16 protein-coding genes are annotated in these 17,299 nt (G+C 70.8%); 9 read left to right on the forward strand and 7 right to left on the reverse strand.

The features are described 5' to 3' along the window. The first annotated feature begins 201 nt into the window (after positions 1–201). Positions 202–1,077: a ribonuclease BN gene (locus ACIBU0_RS30250; RefSeq protein ID WP_398824717.1), complete on the forward strand. Its 876-nt coding sequence runs from the start codon at positions 202–204 to the stop codon at positions 1,075–1,077. Between the two features lie 71 nt (positions 1,078–1,148). Here ACIBU0_RS30250 and ACIBU0_RS30255 read toward each other — a convergent pair whose 3' ends face one another. The 3 genes from ACIBU0_RS30255 to ACIBU0_RS30265 form a co-directional block, all read right to left on the reverse strand. Then, entirely contained in the window at positions 1,149–1,436 is a 288-nt protein-coding gene (locus tag ACIBU0_RS30255) for an ArsR family transcriptional regulator (RefSeq protein ID WP_398824719.1), read from the reverse strand. 185 nt (positions 1,437–1,621) lie between these two features. After that, on the reverse strand, positions 1,622–3,190 hold the full coding sequence (locus ACIBU0_RS30260; protein ID WP_398824721.1) for an arabinogalactan endo-beta-1,4-galactanase: 1,569 nt from the start codon (positions 3,188–3,190) through the stop codon (positions 1,622–1,624). A gap of 128 nt (positions 3,191–3,318) precedes the next feature. Then, positions 3,319–5,340: a beta-galactosidase gene (locus ACIBU0_RS30265; protein WP_398824723.1), complete on the reverse strand. Its 2,022-nt coding sequence runs from the start codon at positions 5,338–5,340 to the stop codon at positions 3,319–3,321. A 182-nt stretch (positions 5,341–5,522) separates the two neighbouring features. Between ACIBU0_RS30265 and ACIBU0_RS30270 the strand changes: the two genes are divergently transcribed. The 6 genes from ACIBU0_RS30270 (at position 5,523) to ACIBU0_RS30295 (ending at position 10,751) form a co-directional block, all read left to right on the forward strand. Next, positions 5,523–6,839, forward strand: coding sequence for an ABC transporter substrate-binding protein (locus ACIBU0_RS30270; protein WP_398824725.1), 1,317 nt, complete (start codon positions 5,523–5,525; stop codon positions 6,837–6,839). Beyond that, complete coding sequence (locus ACIBU0_RS30275) at positions 6,836–7,759, forward strand: carbohydrate ABC transporter permease (RefSeq protein WP_398824727.1); 924 nt, start codon at positions 6,836–6,838, stop codon at positions 7,757–7,759. Before ACIBU0_RS30270 ends, ACIBU0_RS30275 begins: the two co-directional genes overlap by 4 nt. Then, positions 7,756–8,664, forward strand: a complete 909-nt coding sequence (locus tag ACIBU0_RS30280; RefSeq protein ID WP_398824729.1) for a carbohydrate ABC transporter permease — start codon at positions 7,756–7,758, stop codon at positions 8,662–8,664. Before ACIBU0_RS30275 ends, ACIBU0_RS30280 begins: the two co-directional genes overlap by 4 nt. After that, positions 8,661–9,692 carry a LacI family DNA-binding transcriptional regulator gene (locus ACIBU0_RS30285; protein ID WP_398824731.1) on the forward strand — a complete coding sequence of 344 codons (1,032 nt, stop codon included), beginning with the start codon at positions 8,661–8,663 and terminating at the stop codon, positions 9,690–9,692. Before ACIBU0_RS30280 ends, ACIBU0_RS30285 begins: the two co-directional genes overlap by 4 nt. 187 nt (positions 9,693–9,879) lie before the next feature. Then, complete coding sequence (locus tag ACIBU0_RS30290) at positions 9,880–10,230, forward strand: VOC family protein (RefSeq protein ID WP_398824733.1); 351 nt, start codon at positions 9,880–9,882, stop codon at positions 10,228–10,230. 131 nt (positions 10,231–10,361) lie between these two features. After that, a complete protein-coding gene (locus ACIBU0_RS30295; RefSeq protein ID WP_398824735.1) occupies positions 10,362–10,751 on the forward strand; it encodes a MarR family winged helix-turn-helix transcriptional regulator in 390 nt (129 codons plus the stop codon). An 83-nt stretch (positions 10,752–10,834) separates the two neighbouring features. Here ACIBU0_RS30295 and ACIBU0_RS30300 read toward each other — a convergent pair whose 3' ends face one another. After that, entirely contained in the window at positions 10,835–11,236 is a 402-nt protein-coding gene (locus ACIBU0_RS30300; protein ID WP_398824737.1) for an SseB family protein, read from the reverse strand. Between the two features lie 155 nt (positions 11,237–11,391). Then, positions 11,392–12,633 carry an acyl-CoA dehydrogenase family protein gene (locus ACIBU0_RS30305; protein ID WP_398824739.1) on the reverse strand — a complete coding sequence of 414 codons (1,242 nt, stop codon included), beginning with the start codon at positions 12,631–12,633 and terminating at the stop codon, positions 11,392–11,394. Between the two features lie 185 nt (positions 12,634–12,818). On the opposite strand from ACIBU0_RS30305, the gene ACIBU0_RS30310 reads away from it, so the two are divergent. Then, entirely contained in the window at positions 12,819–14,165 is a 1,347-nt protein-coding gene (locus ACIBU0_RS30310; RefSeq protein WP_398824741.1) for a phosphoribosyltransferase family protein, read from the forward strand. Positions 14,166–14,285: 120 nt separating this feature from the next. Beyond that, a complete protein-coding gene (locus tag ACIBU0_RS30315) occupies positions 14,286–15,206 on the forward strand; it encodes a peptidoglycan-binding protein (protein WP_398824743.1) in 921 nt (306 codons plus the stop codon). Positions 15,207–15,225: 19 nt separating this feature from the next. Here the strand turns inward: ACIBU0_RS30315 and ACIBU0_RS30320 are convergent, their stop codons facing one another. Then, on the reverse strand, positions 15,226–15,774 hold the full coding sequence (locus ACIBU0_RS30320; RefSeq protein ID WP_398824745.1) for a cysteine hydrolase family protein: 549 nt from the start codon (positions 15,772–15,774) through the stop codon (positions 15,226–15,228). Beyond that, positions 15,771–17,273 (reverse strand): purine-cytosine permease family protein, encoded by a 1,503-nt coding sequence (locus ACIBU0_RS30325; protein WP_398824747.1) that lies wholly within the window; start codon positions 17,271–17,273, stop codon positions 15,771–15,773. The genes ACIBU0_RS30320 and ACIBU0_RS30325 overlap by 4 nt, the downstream gene beginning before the upstream one ends. Positions 17,274–17,299 lie beyond the last annotated feature (26 nt).

A 17,299-nucleotide genomic window follows, 5' to 3' on the forward strand; every position in this document is an offset into this window, starting at 1 on the left:
GACGCGCGCCCGGGTACCCGGACCGCGCCGTGTCATCCACCCCGGTCCGCGGGCGGTATGCCACGGTTTACGTGGGAGATCCCCTGGCCACTCGGTCAGGCGCGCACAACAGGCGAGAGAGGGTGGTCGTATGCCGCGTCCGCCCCAGTGGTACGTGGAGCGCCGCTCCGGCAGAGGAGCCCGTGACCTGCGGCGGTCGCGTTGAGGGTCCGGCACTCCTGGCCACACACGGCGTGGCACCGGCTGGGGCTCGCGGAGCTCTACCGGCGTGGCAAGGAGCTGGAGTTGCTGCACCGCGCCATGGGCTTCGCCGCGCTCTCTCTGGTCACGCTGGCTCCGCTGCTGATCGTGGTGGCGGCCGTGGATCCCCTGGGGCGCGGCGGTTTCGCCCTGTGGCTGGTGGACGGCATGGACCTGTCCGGCCGGTCGGCCCGCGCCCTCTCGCAGGTCTTCACCCCGCCCCGCAAGGTGGTGAGCACGACCAGCGCGCTGAGTGTGGCGCTGCTCGCCGTGTTCGGTGTGTCCTTCGCCGCCAGCGTCCAGAACGGCTACGAGCGGATCTGGCGGCTGCCCGCGGGGCCCTGGCACCGGGTGTGGCGGCAGACCGTCTGGCTGATCATGCTCATGGCGTATGTGTACGCGCAGGTGCAGACCCGTACCGTGCTGCAGGGCACGCCCCGCATCCTGCTGAGCACGGCGGTCGGCATGCTGTTCTTCTGGTGGGGGCCGCACTTCCTGCTCAGCGGCGAGGTGCGCTGGCGTGACCTGCTGCCCGGTGCGCTCGCCACCATGGCGGGCCTGGTCGGATTGCGCTGGTTCTCGTTCCTGATGTTCACCCCGCTGCTCGTCACCAACGCGATCAGCTACGGCCCGGTCGGGACCGTCCTGGTGGTGGAGTCCTGGCTGGTCGGTGTGGGGTTCGTGGTCTACGGCGGTGCACTGGTGGGCCGGCTGCTGTGCGAGCGGTTCGAGGACTTCGACGAGCCGGAACGCACGCCCCGGAAGCGACGGCACCGCGGACGAGGGTCGTCGGGCCCCCGTTCCGGGGACCAGGCGCGGCCCGATGTGCCCGAGTAGACGTACGGGGGCCACTCGGACGGGACGGGAACCCGGCTCCGCCCCAGTGGCCCCCGGCCCGGGCAGCGCCGCTACCAGCCCTTCTCGAACATGCGCGCGACCTCGGCGATCCGCACCTCGTCACGCCGGTAGTAGGTGCGCCGCCGGATCCGCTTCGTGCGCAGTACGCCGATGGCCACCAGGAGCCCGAGGTGGGTCTCGGCGACCCTGCGCGGCACCCCGAGCTTCGCGGCCACGGCGTCCGCGCTGACGCCGTCCTCGACCGGGTCGGCCTGCCGCTGCTTCGGGAAGTGCGCGGCCGGATCCTTCAGCCATTCCAGGATGTCCAGGCGCCTCGCGCCGGCGGGAGTCCTCAGCACCCTGCCCCTCCCTCCGTCGGGCCGCGTCGTCACGCGTCCTCCCACTGTCCCGCAGTCGCAGCCACCCTGTCCGGGACTCTCGGAGCGTTGTCCGGTACCGAACGGCCGTACGACACAAGGTGGTTCGGCTCGCACGCGTCGAGGCCCGGCCGCATGGGTGCGGCCGGGCCCCTTCGTCACGGGAGTCAGCGGTGGCGGAACCACGCCATCGACGACAGGGCCGTGTCGTCGTAGCCGAACAGGGCCTGGTTCTCCCAGCCGTTGCCGGAGGAGGCGTCGGTGGGGTCCCAGCCGTTGCCGGAGACGGCGGTCCAGGTCGCCTCCCAGTAGAAGACGCCGAGGCCACGGCCGTTCGGGACGGCCTCCACGATGCTCGCCACGTCGTTCATCCACCGGCGCTGACCGGCCGTGTTCGCCGGGTATCCGGAGACCAGCTCCCCGGTGGTGTCGATCTGGTTGGTGAGCGAGTCGTCGCTGTCCAGCCGGAACGGGTAGGCCGTCTCGGCGACGAAGACCGGCTTGCCGTAGCGGGAGGCCGCGTCGTCCAGCGTCGTCTGGAAGTCGTGGAGGGAGCCGTGCCAGTAGCCGTAGTAGGACAGGCCGATCGCGTCGAACTTCACGCCGTTCGCGACCGCGCTGTCGAACCACCAGCGGGTGCCGGACAGGTCACCGCCCTTGGCGAGGTGCAGCGCGACCGTGGTGGACGGGTTGACCGCCTTGACGGCGTCGTAGCCCGAGTTGAGCAGACCGGCGAGCTGCGACCAGTTGTCCGTGGAACCCTCGGACCACAGCATGCCGCCATTGATCTCATTGCCCACCTGGACCATGTCGGCGGTGGTGCCTTGAGCCTTCAATGCGTTCAACACGTCGTACGTGTGGTTGTACACATCGGTCTTGAGTTGACTGTACGAGTGTCCCGCCCAGGCGGCCGGCTTGCCCTGGGCGCCGGGGTCGGCCCAGGTGTCCGAGTAGTGGAAGTCGACCAGCAGCTTCATGCCGGACGCCTTGATGCGCTTGGCCATCGCCAGGACACGCGTCTTGTTGTTGTAGCCGTCGGCCGGGTTGACCCAGACCTTCAGGCGCGCGTAGTTCATGCCGGCGTTCTTCAGGATGGTGATCGCGTCGCCGGTGGTGCCGGAGCCGGTCCGGTAGACGCCGCCCTTGGCCTCGCTCTTGGCGAGGGACGAGATGTCGGCGCCGTGGATCGACGTGCCGGCCGTGCCGGACGCGAAGGTCAGGTCGTCAACATTGATCCAGTTGCCCGCGTTCGCGTCACTGTTGATGCTGATCGTGCACTGGTTGTTGCTCACATTGACCGGCACGACGATACGGATCCAGCCGCTCGCGGAGACCGGAAGATCGGTGCGCTGCTCGGCACCGCCGCAGTTCTTCAGCGCTATGTACGCCGAGTTCTGGCCACCGCCCGAGCGGACCCAGGCGGTGAGCTTGTAGTTCCCGTTGGTCAGCCCGGACAGGTACTGGTAGGCCTCCACCTTGTACGCCGATGACGACCAGTGGGTCAGGCGGTGACTCCCGCTGTGGCCGCCGGCCTCGGTGAAGGATGCGGAGTTCTGGCCGGCCGCCGAGTACGTGGACCAACCTGCCGGTGTGGCGGTGCCGGTGCCGTCGGATTCGAAGCCGCCGTTGGTGAGCGTGCCGGCGGCCGAGGCGGTCTGTGCGGGCAGGGCGGTGAGGGCGAGCCCTGCGGCGAGCGGCACCAGCAGAGCTCGGAGGGTGCGTCTGGGATGGAACATCGTCGTCCGTCGTCCCTTCGACGTATGGGGTTGGGGGTGTCCCTCAGCAGCTTGAGAGGGCCTCACCACAGGGGTGAGGAACCCCTCCGCCCGCGGCTCGCGGCACGCGCGGGCGGAGGGGAGTCGGCTCAGCCGTCGAGTCGGACGACCCGGACGGCTCCCGCGGGAACTTCGATGCGGCCCGCGGCGCGTTCACCGGTCAGCAGCTCGGTGCCGGGCGCCTCCAGCGGCACCTTGGCGTCCGACGCGGTGTGGTTGAGGGCGAACAGGTAGCTGCCCGACTCGCCGGCGCGGCGCACGACCTCGACGTCCCGGGGCAGGTCGGCACGCGGCGCGACCTGCGCGTCCTCGATCGCCCAGCCGAGCAGCGCATCGAGGCCCTCGGCGCCCAGGCGGGTGGAGACGTACCAGGCGGTGCCCTCTCCGAGGCGGTGCCGGGTGACGGCCGGATGGCCGGCGGTGAGGCCGTCGGCGTACGTCCAGACCGGCTCGGCGCCGCGCGGCACGACGAACTCGGTCCACACGTCGCCGCTCAACTCGGAGCCGTCCGGGCCGGTGATGCGCACCAGCTGGTCCTGGAGCAGGGGCGAGAACTCCTCGACCGTCAGCCCGAGGACGTCCCTGAGCGGTCCGGGGTAGGCGCCTTCGTGCACGGCGTCGTGCTCGTCGACGATGCCGGAGAAGTACGACACCACGAGGGTGCCGCCGTTCTCGACGTACCGGCGCAGGTTGCGGCCCGCTCTCTCCGTCATCAGGTACAGGGCCGGTACGATGACAAGGGGATAGGCCGACAAGTCGGCTTCCGGGTGGGCGAAGTCGACCGTGAGATGGCGGTCGTAAAGGACCTCGTAGAAGGCGTCGGCACGCTCGCGTGCGTCGTGGTCCTCGCTGGGTCGCCAGTCGAGGTTCTGCGCCCACCAGGAGTGCCAGTCCCACAGCATCGCCACGTCGGCCTGGGTGCGGGTGCCGCGGACGGTGCTCAACGAGTCCATGGCGGCGCCGAGTTCGACGACCTCCCGCCACACGCGCGTGTCGGTGCCGCCGTGCGGAAGCATCGCCGAGTGGAACTTCTCGGCGCCGCGCCGGGACTGCCGCCACTGGAAGAACATGGCGCCCTCCGAGCCGCGGGCCACGTGGCCGAGGGAGTTGCGGGCCATCTGGCCGGGAGCCTTGGCGGGGTTGCGGGGCTGCCAGTTGACGCCCGAGGTGGAGTGCTCCAGGAGGATCCAGGGCGCTCCCCCGGCCACCGAGCGTGTCAGGTCGGCGGCCATCGCGAGGTTGACGTGGGTGCGGCGGCCGTCGGTGATCAGGTAGTGGTCGTTGGTGACGATGTCGACCTCGCGGCCCCAGGCCCAGTAGTCGACCGAGTCGCACTGGCTGAGGGCCGTCATGAAGTTGGTGGTGACCGGGACGCCCGGCGAGAGCCGGTGCAGGATGTCCCGCTCCCCGCAGAAGTTCTCGCGCATGGTGGCGTCGGCGAACCGCCTGTAGTCGAGCGCCTGGGCCGGATTGACGGCCGTGGGCGTCCGGCGCGGCGGGTTGATCTGCGCGAAGTCGGTGTAGCGCTGGCCCCAGAAGGCTGTGCCCCAGGCCTCGTTGACCGCGTCGACCGTCTCGTACGTCGCCGCCAGCCAGCGGCGGAAGTGTGCGGCGCAGGAGTCGCAGTAACAGGCCGAGACGGGGACGCCGTACTCGTTGTGCACGTGCCACATCGCGAGCGCCGGATGGTCGCCGTAGCGTTCGGCGAGCTTGGTGGTGATCGTCGCGGCGGCGGTGCGGTAGGCGGCGTTGCTGTGACAGATCGCGGCGCGGGAGCCGAACTCGTGACGCACCCCCTCCGCCGTCACCGGCAGCGCCTCGGGATGCTCCCGGTAGAACCACACCGGCGGGCAGACGGTGGGCGTGCCGAGGTCGACGCGGATGCCGTTCTCGTGCAGCAGATCGAGGAGGCGGTCCATCCAGCCGAAGTCGTACACCCCGGGTGAGGGCTCCAGCAGCGCCCAGGAGAAGATCCCGGCGCTCACCATGGTGACTCCGGCCTCCCGCATCAGCCGGACGTCCTCCTGCCAGACGCTCTCCGGCCACTGCTCGGGGTTGTAGTCCCCACCGAAGGCGAGCCTGGTGAGGCCCCTGGGGGTTGTCTCCGGCATGGAATGTCTCCCGATTATCGATCAGTTGGGAACGTGCACACACATCGTCGGCGGTGTGAGCCCAACATAACCGCACAGCAACAACCATTGACAAGTGTCCGGGATGTTTCTCTACTGTGAACGCTCACAGAAGCATGGCAGGTCTTCGCAGCAGGCGAAGACCCAGGTCAGGGGAGAGATCCATGCCCATCACGAAGCGCACCCGCCTCGTGGCATCCACCATCGCCGTGGCCCTCGGCGCCACCGCCCTCGCCGCTTGCGGCTCCGAGAAGGCAGACGAGACCGAGTCCGGTCCGGTCTCGCTGACCTACTGGACCTGGACGCCCGGCATGGACAAGGTCGTCGACCTGTGGAACAAGGGCCCGGGCAAGAAGGACCGGATCACGGTCACGGTGAAGAAGCAGGCGTCCGGCGACACGCTGGTCACCAAGATCCTCACCGCGCACAAGGCCGGCACGGCCCCCGACCTGGTCCAGGCCGAGTACCAGGCGCTGCCGACGCTGGTCAGCAATGACGCGGTCGCGGACATAGCGAGCGAGGTCGGCGACGCGAAGGGCAAGTTCGCCGAGGGCGTCTGGCAGCAGACCACGCTGGGCACGGACGCGGTCTACGCGGTGCCGCAGGACATCGGGCCGATGATGTTCTACTACCGCGAGGACCTGTTCAAGAAGTACGGCCTGAGCGTCCCGACCACCTGGGAGCAGTTCGCCGAGACGGCCCGCGCGCTGAAGAAGAAGGCCCCGGACAAGGACCTGACCACCTTCTCCGCCAACGACTCCGGCCTCTTCGCGGGCCTGGCCCAGCAAGCCGGCGCCAAGTGGTGGACCACCGAGGGCGACAAGTGGAAGGTCGGCATCGACGACGCCGCCTCCGAGAAGGTCGCCCAGTTCTGGGGCGGTCTCGTCAAGGAGGGCGCCATCGACAACCAGCCGATGTACACCCCGGCCTGGAACAAGGCGCTCAACACCGGCAAGCAGATCGCCTGGGTCAGCGCCGTGTGGGCCCCGGGCACGCTGACCACGGCCGCACCCGACACCAAGGGCAAGTGGGCGATGGCCCCGCTCCCGCAGTGGTCGCAGTCGGAGAACGTCACCGGCAGCTGGGGCGGCTCCTCCACCGCCGTCACCACGGATTCCAAGCACAAGGCCGCCGCCGCGAAGTTCGCCGCGTGGCTGAACACCGACGGTGACGCCCTCAACGCGCTGGCCAAGGAGAGCGGCATCTACCCGGCCTCCACCGCGGCCCAGCTCAGCGGCGCCTTCACCACGCCGCCGGACTACTTCTCCCACCAGGCCGACTTCTACACGAAGGCCGCGGAGATCGCCGAGAGCACGGCGCCGTCCGCCTGGGGCCCGAACGTGAACGTCGCCTACACGACCTTCAAGGACGCCTTCGGCAAGGCCGCCAAGAACAAGTCGGACTTCACCGCCGCCCTCAGGACCATGCAGGACGACACGGTCGCCGACCTCAAGAAGCAGGGCTTCGAGGTCTCCGAGTGACCGGCACAAGCCGGAAGGCGTACGGGGTGAAGGGGGCCCCGTACGCCTTCCTCCTCCCCGCGACGCTCCTGTTTCTGCTCTTCTTCGCGCTGCCCATCGGCTACGCGGTCTGGCTCAGCTTCCACAAGGTGAAGGTCTCCGGGCTCGGGCTCGGTTCCGGTGCCCGCAAGGAGGTCTGGGCCGGGCTGGAGAACTACACCGACGCCCTCACCGACAACGAGCTGGTCAGCGGCGCGCTGCGCGTGCTCGGCTACGGCTGCATCGTCGTGCCGGTGATGCTGGGCCTCGCCCTGCTGTTCGCGCTGATGCTCGACTCCGAGAAGGTGCGGCTGGCGCCCTTCACCCGGCTCGCGATCTTCCTGCCGTACGCCATCCCCGGCGTCGTGGCGGCGCTGCTGTGGGGCTTCCTGTACCTGCCGGACGTCAGCCCCTTCTACTACGTGCTGGAGAAGCTGGGCCTGCCGCAGCCGGACCTCCTCGACGGCGGGCCGCTCTACCTCGCCCTCTCCAACATCGCGGTCTGGGGCGGCACCGGCTTCAACATGATCGTCATCTACACCTCGCTCCAGGCCATCCCGGCCGAGGTGTACGAGGCGGCCAAGCTGGACGGTGCCACGCCGCTGCAGATCGCGCTGAAGATCAAGATCCCGATGGTGGCGCCCTCGCTGGTGCTGACCTTCTTCTTCTCGATCATCGCCACGCTCCAGGTGTTCAACGAGCCGACCACCCTCAAGCCGCTCACCAACTCCGTGTCCACCACCTGGAGTCCGCTGATGAAGGTGTACCAGGACGCCTTCGGCAAGAACGACATCTACGCGGCGGCCGCCCAGGCCACGATCATCGCCCTGGCGACGCTGCTGCTGTCCTTCGGCTTCCTGCGGGCCGCGAACCGTCGTAACAGGCAGGAGGCAGCGCGATGAGTTCTCTTGCCGTCAGCAAGACCGGAGCGGCAGCCGGTCCGGCGCCCGGCACCGTCCAGGACCGGCCACCGCTGCGCCGCCGGATCGCGCTGGTCCCGACGGTCACCCTGCTGCTCGGCGCGCTCTACTGCCTGCTGCCGGTGGCGTGGGTGGTGATCGCGGCGACGAAGTCCGGCGGTGAGCTGTTCTCCACGTTCACCTTCCTGCCGGGCACGGGCTTCGCGGACAACTTCTCGGACCTGAGTGCCTATCGGGACGGCGTGTACTGGGAGTGGATGGGCAACTCCGCCCTGTACGCCGGTCTCGGTGCCCTGTTGTCCACGGTCGTGTCGGCGTTCAGCGGCTACGCGCTGGCCACCTACCGCTTCCGCGGCCGCGAGACGATCTTCAACGTCCTCCTCGCGGGCGTGCTGATGCCACCGGTCATCCTCGCCGTCCCGCAGTACCTGCTGCTGGCGAAGGCGGACCTGACGGACTCTTACCTGTCCGTGCTGCTGCCGCAGATCCTCTCGCCGTACGGCGTGTATCTCTCCCGGATCTACGCCGCTGCCGCCGTCCCCGGTGACGTGGTCGAGGCCGGACGGATGGACGGGGCGAGCGAGTGGCGGATCTTCACCCGGATCGCGCTGCCGATGATGATCCCCGGGATGGTGACGGTGTTCCTGTTCCAGTTCGTGGCGATCTGGAACAACTTCCTGCTGCCGTACATCATGCTCAGCGACGACGAGAAGTTCCCGATCACGCTGGGTCTGTACACGCTCCTCGAACAGGGCGCCAACACGCCCGCGTTGTACACGCTGGTGATCACCGGCGCGTTCCTCGCGGTCTTTCCGCTGGTCGCGCTCTTCCTGGTCATCCAGCGCTTCTGGAGCCTGGATCTGCTCTCCGGGGCCGTAAAGTCATGACCATGAGCAACACGGGGGGCCGACGCAGACCGCCGACGATCCACGACGTGGCGCGCGAGGCCGGAGTCTCACGGGGCACGGTCTCGCGCGTGCTCAACGGCGGGCACTACGTCAGCCCGGCCGCCCAGGAGGCGGTCAACGCGGCGATCCGCAAGACGGGTTACGTCGTCAACCGGCATGCCCGCTCGCTGATCACGGGGCGTTCGGACTCGGTCGGCTTCCTGCTGACCGAGCCGCAGGAGAGGTTCTTCGAGGACCCCAACTTCAACGTCCTGCTGAGCGGCTGCACACAGGCGCTGGCCGCGCACGACATCCCACTGCTGCTGATGCTGGCGGGCACGCGGGACGAGCGGCGGCGCATCACGCGGTACATCACGGCGGGGCACGTCGACGGGGTGCTGCTGGTGTCCAGCCACTCCGGTGACCCGGTGGCCGAGGAGCTGCGTGCGGCGGGGGTGCCCCTCGTCCAGTGCGGCAAGCCCATGGGGCTCGGTTCCAAGGTGAGCTATGTGGCCGCGGACGACCGGGACGGTGCCCGGGACATGGTGGGCCACCTGCTGTCGCTGGGCCGCCGCCGGATCGGCATGGTGAGCGGACCGCTGGACACCCCGGGTGGTGTCGATCGCCTCGCCGGCTACAAGGAGGTGCTCACGGAGGCGGGCGTCGAGATCGACGAGCGGCTCATCGTCTCCGGCGACTACAGCCGGGCCAGTGGCGAGGCGGGCGCCGACCGGCTGCTGGCGCAGGCTCCTGACATGGACGCGTTGTTCGTGGCCTCCGACCTGATGGCACAGGGCGCCCTGGCCGCGCTGCACCGGGCGGGCCGCCGGGTGCCCGAGGATGTGTCGGTGGGCGGCTTCGACGACTCCGTGGCGGCGACGGAGGCCAGCCCGGCCCTCACCACGATCCGCCAGCCCTACGACCGGATCAGCGCCGAGATGGTGCGGCTGCTGCTGGCGCAGATCGGCGGTGAGGACCCGGCGGCGGTGATCCTGCCGACGGAGCTGGTGAAGCGGGACTCGACGTAGTCGGCGTACACGGGCCGCGAGGGCGCGCCGCACGGGTGATGCAGCCGTCGGTGTGCCCTCGGGGCGGGCGATCGGCGTGGGGTCGGCGTGCGATCGGTCAGGAATCGAGAAGTCCGGGGCCGCGCCCCCGTCCTAGCGTGAAGCCACCGACGAAACGCGTCGGAGCACACGGCACCGGGAGGACGCCATGACCGCCGGACTCAACACGATCATCTATCCCGTCAAGGACCTGGACCGGTCGAAGGCCCTGTTCAGGGCTCTGCTGGGCACCGAACCGTATGCGGACGAGCCGTACTACGTCGGTTTCAAGGACGGCGGGCAGGACGTCGGCCTGGACCCCAACGGGCACGCCAAGGGCATGACCGGCCCGGTCCCCTACTGGCACGTGGCCGACATCAGGGCGACCCTCACGGCCCTCGTGGACGCGGGTGCCGAGACGCTGCAGGACGTCAAGGACGTCGGCGGCGGCAGGCTGATCGCGTCCGTGAAGGACGCGGACGGCAATCTCGTCGGGATCCTCCAGGATCCGGCCGCCTGAGTCCCGGCCGTCGGCCGCTCCCCTCTTGTCCGCGCCCCCTGCGTATGGCGTCCGTGCCCCCTGCGCAACACCCTTGCACATGCACTAGTTGCACAGTCAATGAGTGGCCGGATCGGTGCTACCGTGCCGGTATGGCAGTGAAGACGGCCGACGCCGGACTCGAACAACGGTGGCGGGACATTCTGTCGGTGCACGCGCGCACGATGACCGAGATCGACCGTGTGCTGCACCCCCACGGCCTGGGCGCGAGCGACTTCGAAGTCCTCGACATCCTCGCTGCCGAGGTACCCGAGGAAGGCGCCCAGTGCCGGGTTCAGAACCTCGTCGGACGGGTCCATCTCAGCCAGAGCGCCCTGTCCCGGCTCATCGGCCGCCTGGAGAAGGACGGTCTGGTGGAGCGTTCCGTCTGCGCCGAGGACCGGCGCGGTGTGTTCGTCACCCTGACCCGCAAGGGCCGTGATCTGCACGCCGAGGTCCTGCCCCTGCAGCGCGGCGTGCTGGCACGGATGCTCGGCGACTGACTCGGGACGACAGGGCCGCGACCGCACGAAGGGGACGAGCGGAGGCGGTGCCGCTCATCCCCCCTTGGCGTCGTCCTGCGGCGTTACGGCCGAGCCAGCAGCGTTCGTACGCCCTCCGAGGTCAGGGTCAGCGGGTGTGGCGAGCCGGCGTCTATGGTGAGCGCCAAGTCGTCGGCCGGCCACTGCGAGGCGAGGGCGCCCAGCGGGACCAGCCGGTAGCGGGAGACGAAGGGCAGCAGCTCGGCCATCGCGGGCTCGGAGGTGAAGACCGGGACGACGGGCTCGCCGCCCGCGCGCTCGATGACCGGCAGCGCCACGGCGCCCGGGTCGGTGGCGTCCTCCTCGCTGGCGTCGTCGGGCACGGGCACGAGGACCTCGCTGCTCGCGAGCGTGTCCATCGCCGCCCTGTCCTCGGTGTTGTCGGCCAGCGCGTCCAGCGCCCGCCGGGCCGGTGTGGTGGTGTTGTCGTTCGCGGGAGTTTCCATGGCAGATCCCCTGGTAGCGGCGGTCAGGCGGTCCTGCTCACGTACCCGATCCGGACGCGAGCATTCCTATGGCCGGGCAGGGGATCGGCGCGGGTGGTCGCGTGACCTCGCGGGTCTCAGGCAGGTCACTCGGGTCTCGGGCAATCACTCGGGACTCAGGGAATCAACGGAATGTGCTCGGACGGCAGCCCCAGGCGGTCGCAGCCGACCCGGCGGGCGAGGGGTTCGGCCATCGTGGGGCCCACGTGGGTCCAGTACGTGGCCGCGTCCCGGAAGTAGCGCTGCATGCGCTCGCCGTCGCGCGCGTGCCGGGAGCCGGCCGTGCGGAAGAGGGTGCCCTGGAGGACGTCCCAGGTCATGCGGCCCGCGTTCAGGAACATCAGCGCCAGGCGGTTGTCCTCGGCGAGGGTGAAGGGGGCGTCGCCGGTGGTGTTGCGGCGGCAGGTCTCCATCCATTCCTCGGCGGTGCGGTGCAGTGCCGCCTCGGCCGTGTGGATGACGCCGAGGGCCTCGCCGAGGTGGCGCTGGTAGTCGTGGAGGTCGGCGCGGGTGCGGCCGGGCTCCAGGATGAGAGGGCGGTCGGCGATGGCACGGGCGTACTCGTCGGCGGCGGCGTAGGCGGTGCCGATCATGATGGCGGCCAGTTCACCGTGGTAGAAGCTCGGCGCGCGCCCGGCGTACATGGGGTTCCCGTGCAGTTCGGAGCCGACGCTGCCGCCCTCGACGGGCAGGTCGAGCAGGCCGGTCTCGCGGGTGAGGCAGGCGGGAATGCGGGCCCGGTCCATGTGCACGCTGTTGGAGCCGCTGCCGCGCAGGCCGAGGACGCCGTGCCAGTCGTCGAGCACGGTCCACACCGAGCGCGGCGCGACGAACAGCACCGGCGGTCCCGGCGGGCCGCCCGGCCGGTCGGGGGCGCGCAGGGTCTGGCCGACGTAGTGGGTGGAGTACGGGGCGCCCGAGGAGTACGGCCAGGTGCCGTCGAGCACGACATGGCCGTCGCCGTCGGGCTGGGCGACGCCGATGGGCGTGACGGTGGACGCGGCCCGGAAGTCGCCGTCGGTGCCGAAGATCTCGGCCTGCGCCTGCTCCTCGAAGACGCTGGCGACCTGGAGGACATGGGCGGCGGTGAGGGACAGCGCCCAGCCGGTGGAGGGACAGCCGCGGGCGATCTCGGTGACCACGCGGTAGAAGGTGGGCAGGCCGAACTCGTAGCCGCCGTACCGGCGCGGCTGGAGGATCCGGTAGAAGCCGGCCCGCAGGAAGTCGTCGTGGGTGGACTTGGGGTAGTGCGTCAGCCGTTCGGTCTCCGGCTGGCGTTCGAGCAGCACGGGCCGCAGGTTCACGGCGCGTTCGACGATGTCGCGTTCGGTCAGACCGGGCTCGGGAGGGGCGATCACGATGCCTCCTGACGTGGGGGGCCGTCCCGTCGTGCCGTGACGGGTGACGCGATACGAGTGATTGAACACGGCAACCGCCGCGGGGGTACCGACCGGATATCGCCAAGTGCCGAGGGCGCGGACGAACAGTCGTAGCCTGAAGGGAAAGGGACAGGCTCCCGTCCTCTTGGGCGCGGGAGGCGTGTATGCGTTACGACGACCGCAGGACGGCCGGACAGCTGCTGGCCGAGAAGCTTGCGGAGCTGCGCGGTCAGGACGTGGTGGTGCTGGGACTGCCGCGGGGCGGGGTGCCCGTGGCGGCCGCGGTGGCCCGGCGTCTCGGTGCCCCGCTGGATGTGCTGGTGGTGCGGAAGCTGGGGGTCCCGGAGCAGCCGGAGTGGGGCTTCGGGGCGATCGGCGAGCACGGGGTCCGGGTCCTCAATCAGGACGTGATCGACGCGGCCGGGCTGGACGCCGAAGAGCAGGAGGCCGTGGAGGCGGCCGAGCGGGGCGAGCTGGAACGGCGGGTGCGTAGTTACCGGCAGGAGCGGGCCGCGCTGCCGGTTGCCGGGCGGACGGCCGTCGTCGTGGACGACGGGCTCGCCACCGGCGCCACGGCCGAGGCCGCCTGTCGGGTCGTACGAGGTCAGGGCGCGGCCCGGATCGTGCTCGCCGTGCCCGTCGGGGCGGCGCACAGCGTGGCCCGGCTGCGGCAGGTGGCCGACGACGTGGTCTGCCCGCACACGCACCGGATCCTGGGCTCGGTGGGTGCCTGGTACCGGGACTTCGCCCAGGTCTCCGACGCCGAGGTCACGTCCCTGCTCGCGGAGGCCGCCCGCACGACGTCCCGCTCCCCCACGGCGCCCGCCTCCCGGGCGACGGCACCGGCGACGCCGTCGGACCGCGAGGTGCTGATCCCGGCGGCCGGCGCGCGGGTCGGCGCCCGCCTGGTCGTGCCGGACGGGGCGCAGGCGGCCGTGGCGTTCGCGCACGGCAGTGGGAGCAGCCGGTACAGCCCGCGCAACCAGTACGTCGCCACCGCCCTCAACGGCGCGGGCCTGGCCACGCTGCTGCTGGACCTCCTCACCGACGACGAGGCGCACGACCGGCACAACGTCTTCGACATCCTGCTGCTGGCACGGCGCCTGCACGCCGCGTCCGTGTGGCTGCGCGGTGAAACCGGCCTGCCCGTCGCCTACTTCGGGGCCAGCACCGGAGCCGCCGCCGCGCTGGAGGCCGCCGCGCTGTCCGGTTCCGACGTCCGCTCGGTCGTCTCCCGCGGCGGCCGTCCCGACCTGGCCACCCCGGCGGCGCTGACCCGTCTGCGGGCGCCGACCCTGCTGATCGTCGGCAGCCGCGACACGCAGGTGCTCAGCCTCAACCGCCTCGCCGCCGACCGGATGCACTGCGAGCACCGGATCGCGGTCGTCCCCGGCGCCACCCACCTCTTCGAGGAGCCAGGCACCCTCACCACGGTCGCCGAACTGGCCCGGGACTGGTTCACCACCCACCTCGACCGGCCCACCGCGGGGACACCACGCCGGTCCGCCTGAGCCGGCGCGGCTCGTTCTCGACGGTCCGGAGGGGCTCGTTCCGTCAATTCCCGGGTGCATGGAGATTGCGTGGAGGACCTCTGTTTTAATTCCGAACATCTTTACGGAGAGGGACTCCACGTGAGCGAACCGAACGGCCCTGTCTGCCCGGAGTGCGGGACTCCCCGGGCCTCGGACGGCACACCGGCCTGCTCCTGCGGCCGCCTCGCGTCCGACGCCCATCGCGAGACGCGCACGGCGGAGGCGGCGGCCGCGGAGGACTTCGATCCGCTGCGGATACGGCCGTTCGTGGAACTCGGTGAGGAAACCGGGCAACCCGACGACACGGACGCGCCCCTGTCCGTCATCTCCTCGTCGGCGACACGTGACACCGAGCCCGACGTCGTCGCCGGGATCCCTCAACTCGCCGAAACCGAACGGCAACCGCAGGACACGGGCACGCGGGCGGCTTCCCGGCGCGGGCGCCGCGCCCTTCTGATCACCGGCGCGGGGGCCGCCCTGGCGGTCCTGCTGACGGGGGCTTTCGTCGGCGGGCTCTTCTCCTACGACAGCCCCACCCGGGACGGTGCCCTGCCCGACGACGTACGGGCTCCCGTGCCCGACGGTTCGGCCGGGGACGACAACTCCCCCGGGGAGCAGTCCCACAGCACGTCGTCCGCTTCGGCATCCCCGAGCCCGACGCCGTCGCCGAGTACGACACCGACGGACGGCTCGGCCGGCCCGGCCCGCTCCACGACCCCGACCGGCGCCCCGTCCACCCCCGTCGCCACCGGCAGCGCCTCCCCCACCACCGGGCCGAGCGCCCCCGAGGGTGAGCCCCCGGTCCTCCGCTTCGGCGACCGGGGACCGGAGGTCGGCGAACTCCAGCTCCGCCTGCGGCAGATCGGCTTCTACAGCGGCGACGCCGACGGCGACTACGACCGTGAGGTGGAGAACGCCGTGCGGGGCTACCAGCTCGCCCGCTTCCTCCTCGCGGACGAGTCCGGCGTCTACGGCCGGGCGACCCGGACGTCACTCGAATCGGAGACCTCGGAGCCGTGACCGGCTGTGCGGGGATGCCTCAGGTCGCCTCTTCCAGCAGTTCGTCGACCGTCGTCACCCGGACCAGCGGCCGGTACAGGTCCAGCACCTGCAACGCCTTGGCGTGCGAGTCGTCGTCCGCTCCCGCGCAGGCGTCGGCGGCGACCAGCACCTCGACGCCCGCGTCCGCGGCCGCCAGGGCCGTCGACAGGACGCAGCAGTCGGTGCTGACACCGGCCAGCACCAGGCGGCCCAACGCGGTGGTACGTCGGGCCAGTTCGGGGGTCCATTTGCCGAAGGTGGTGGCGTCCAGCACGTGGCGTGCGTCGGAGGCGAACTCGTCCGCCAGCTGCCAGAGCCCGGCGTCCGGCGGTTGCAGGGCGAAGGGCCACCGCTCGTAGTACGCCCGCCAGGCGCCTTCCGGTGTGCCGGGTGCCACGAAGCGGGTGAACGTGACCCGGTCCCCGAAGGCCGGCAGCAGACGCCGTACGCCCGCCGCCGCATCGGCGAACCGGGGTGCGGCCCAGGGGCTGCCGGGGTCGGCGAAGACACGCTGCATGTCGATGACGGCGAGCAACCCGGGGGTCATACGGCCGCCCCCTCGTCCGCCGTCGGAGTCGGCGCCTGCGCCTCCTGTGCACGGACGCGTGCGCGCCGCAGCACCAGCGTGCCGAGGAAGCCGAGCGCGAGGGCCGCGAGGACGCCGAGGTTGGCGTACGCCCAGTCCCCGGATCTGCCGCCGAGGCCCAGGGGACCGAGCAGATAGCCCTGCCAGTCCAGCCGGTTCGCGGCCGAGTTGGTGACGAGACCCCAGCCGAGGGCGGTGGCGGTGACGGTCAGGAGCAGCGGGATCAGCGGTACGTCGCGGTAGCGGCCGGCCGGGCGGTAGAGGTCGGGTTCGTCGTAGTCGCGGCGGCGCAGGGCCAGGTCGGCGAGCATGATGCCGCACCAGGCGGCGATGGGCACGCCGAGCGTGGTGAGGAAGCCCATGAACGGGCCGAGGAAGTCGTCGGCGACGAACACGATGTAGACCGAGCCCGCGATCATCAATACGCCGTCGACCAGGGCGGCCACCGGGCGCGGCACGCGCAGGCCCGCCGACAGCAGGGCCAGGCCGGACGAGTAGATGTCGAGGACCGCGCCGCCGACCAGGCCGAGGACGGCGACCACGGCGAAGGGCACCAGGAACCAGGTGGGCAGGATGGTGGTGAGCGCGCCGATGGGGTCGGCGGCCACGGCCGTATTGAGCTTGCTGGACGAGCCGGCCAGCAGCAGGCCGAAGACCAGCAGGAGCAGCGGCGCGAGGGACGCGCCGAAGGTGGTCCAGCCGATCACACCCCGGGTGGAGGCGGTGCGCGGCAGGTAGCGGGAGTAGTCGGCGGCCGCGTTGACCCAGCCGAGGCCGAAGCCGGTCATCATGAACACGAGCGCGCCGATGAACTCCTGGGCGGAGCCCGCCGGTATAGCGCTGACGGTGGACCAGTGGACGTGGTCGGCGACGAGGGCGACGTAGACGACGGTGAGGACGCCCGTGACGAGGGTGATCACGGTCTGCAGCCGCATGATCAGGTCGAAGCCCATGACCCCGACGACGACCGTCAGCGCCCCGACCAGGACGAGCGCGACCACCTTGGTCCCGGTGCCGCCGCCCCAGCCGAGCCGCCCGAACACGGTCGCGGTGGCCATCGTGGCCAGGGAACACAGCACGGTCTCCCAGCCGACGGTGAGGATCCAGGAGATCACCGACGGCAGGCGGTTGCCGCGCACGCCGTACGCGGCGCGGCCGAGCACCATGGTCGGCGCCGAGCCGCGCTTGCCGGCCACGGCGACGAACCCGCACAGCAGGAACGAGAACACGATGCCGACGACCCCGGCGGCCAGCGCCTGCCAGAAGGAGATCCCGAAGCCGAGGACGAAGGCGCCGTAACTCAGGCCCAGGACGGACACGTTGGCTCCGAACCAGGGCCAGAACAGGGTGCGGGGCGTGCCTTTGCGTTCGGCGTCGGCGATCACGTCGAGGCCGTGGGTCTCCACCTGGAGTCTTCGGCCGGTGGGTCCGCCGTCGAGGGGGTCCGAGGGTGTGATCATCCCGGCATCGTCGCACCGCTCACTCC

The organism is Streptomyces sp. NPDC049627, from assembly GCF_044465645.1.
GTDB lineage: Bacteria > Actinomycetota > Actinomycetes > Streptomycetales > Streptomycetaceae > Streptomyces.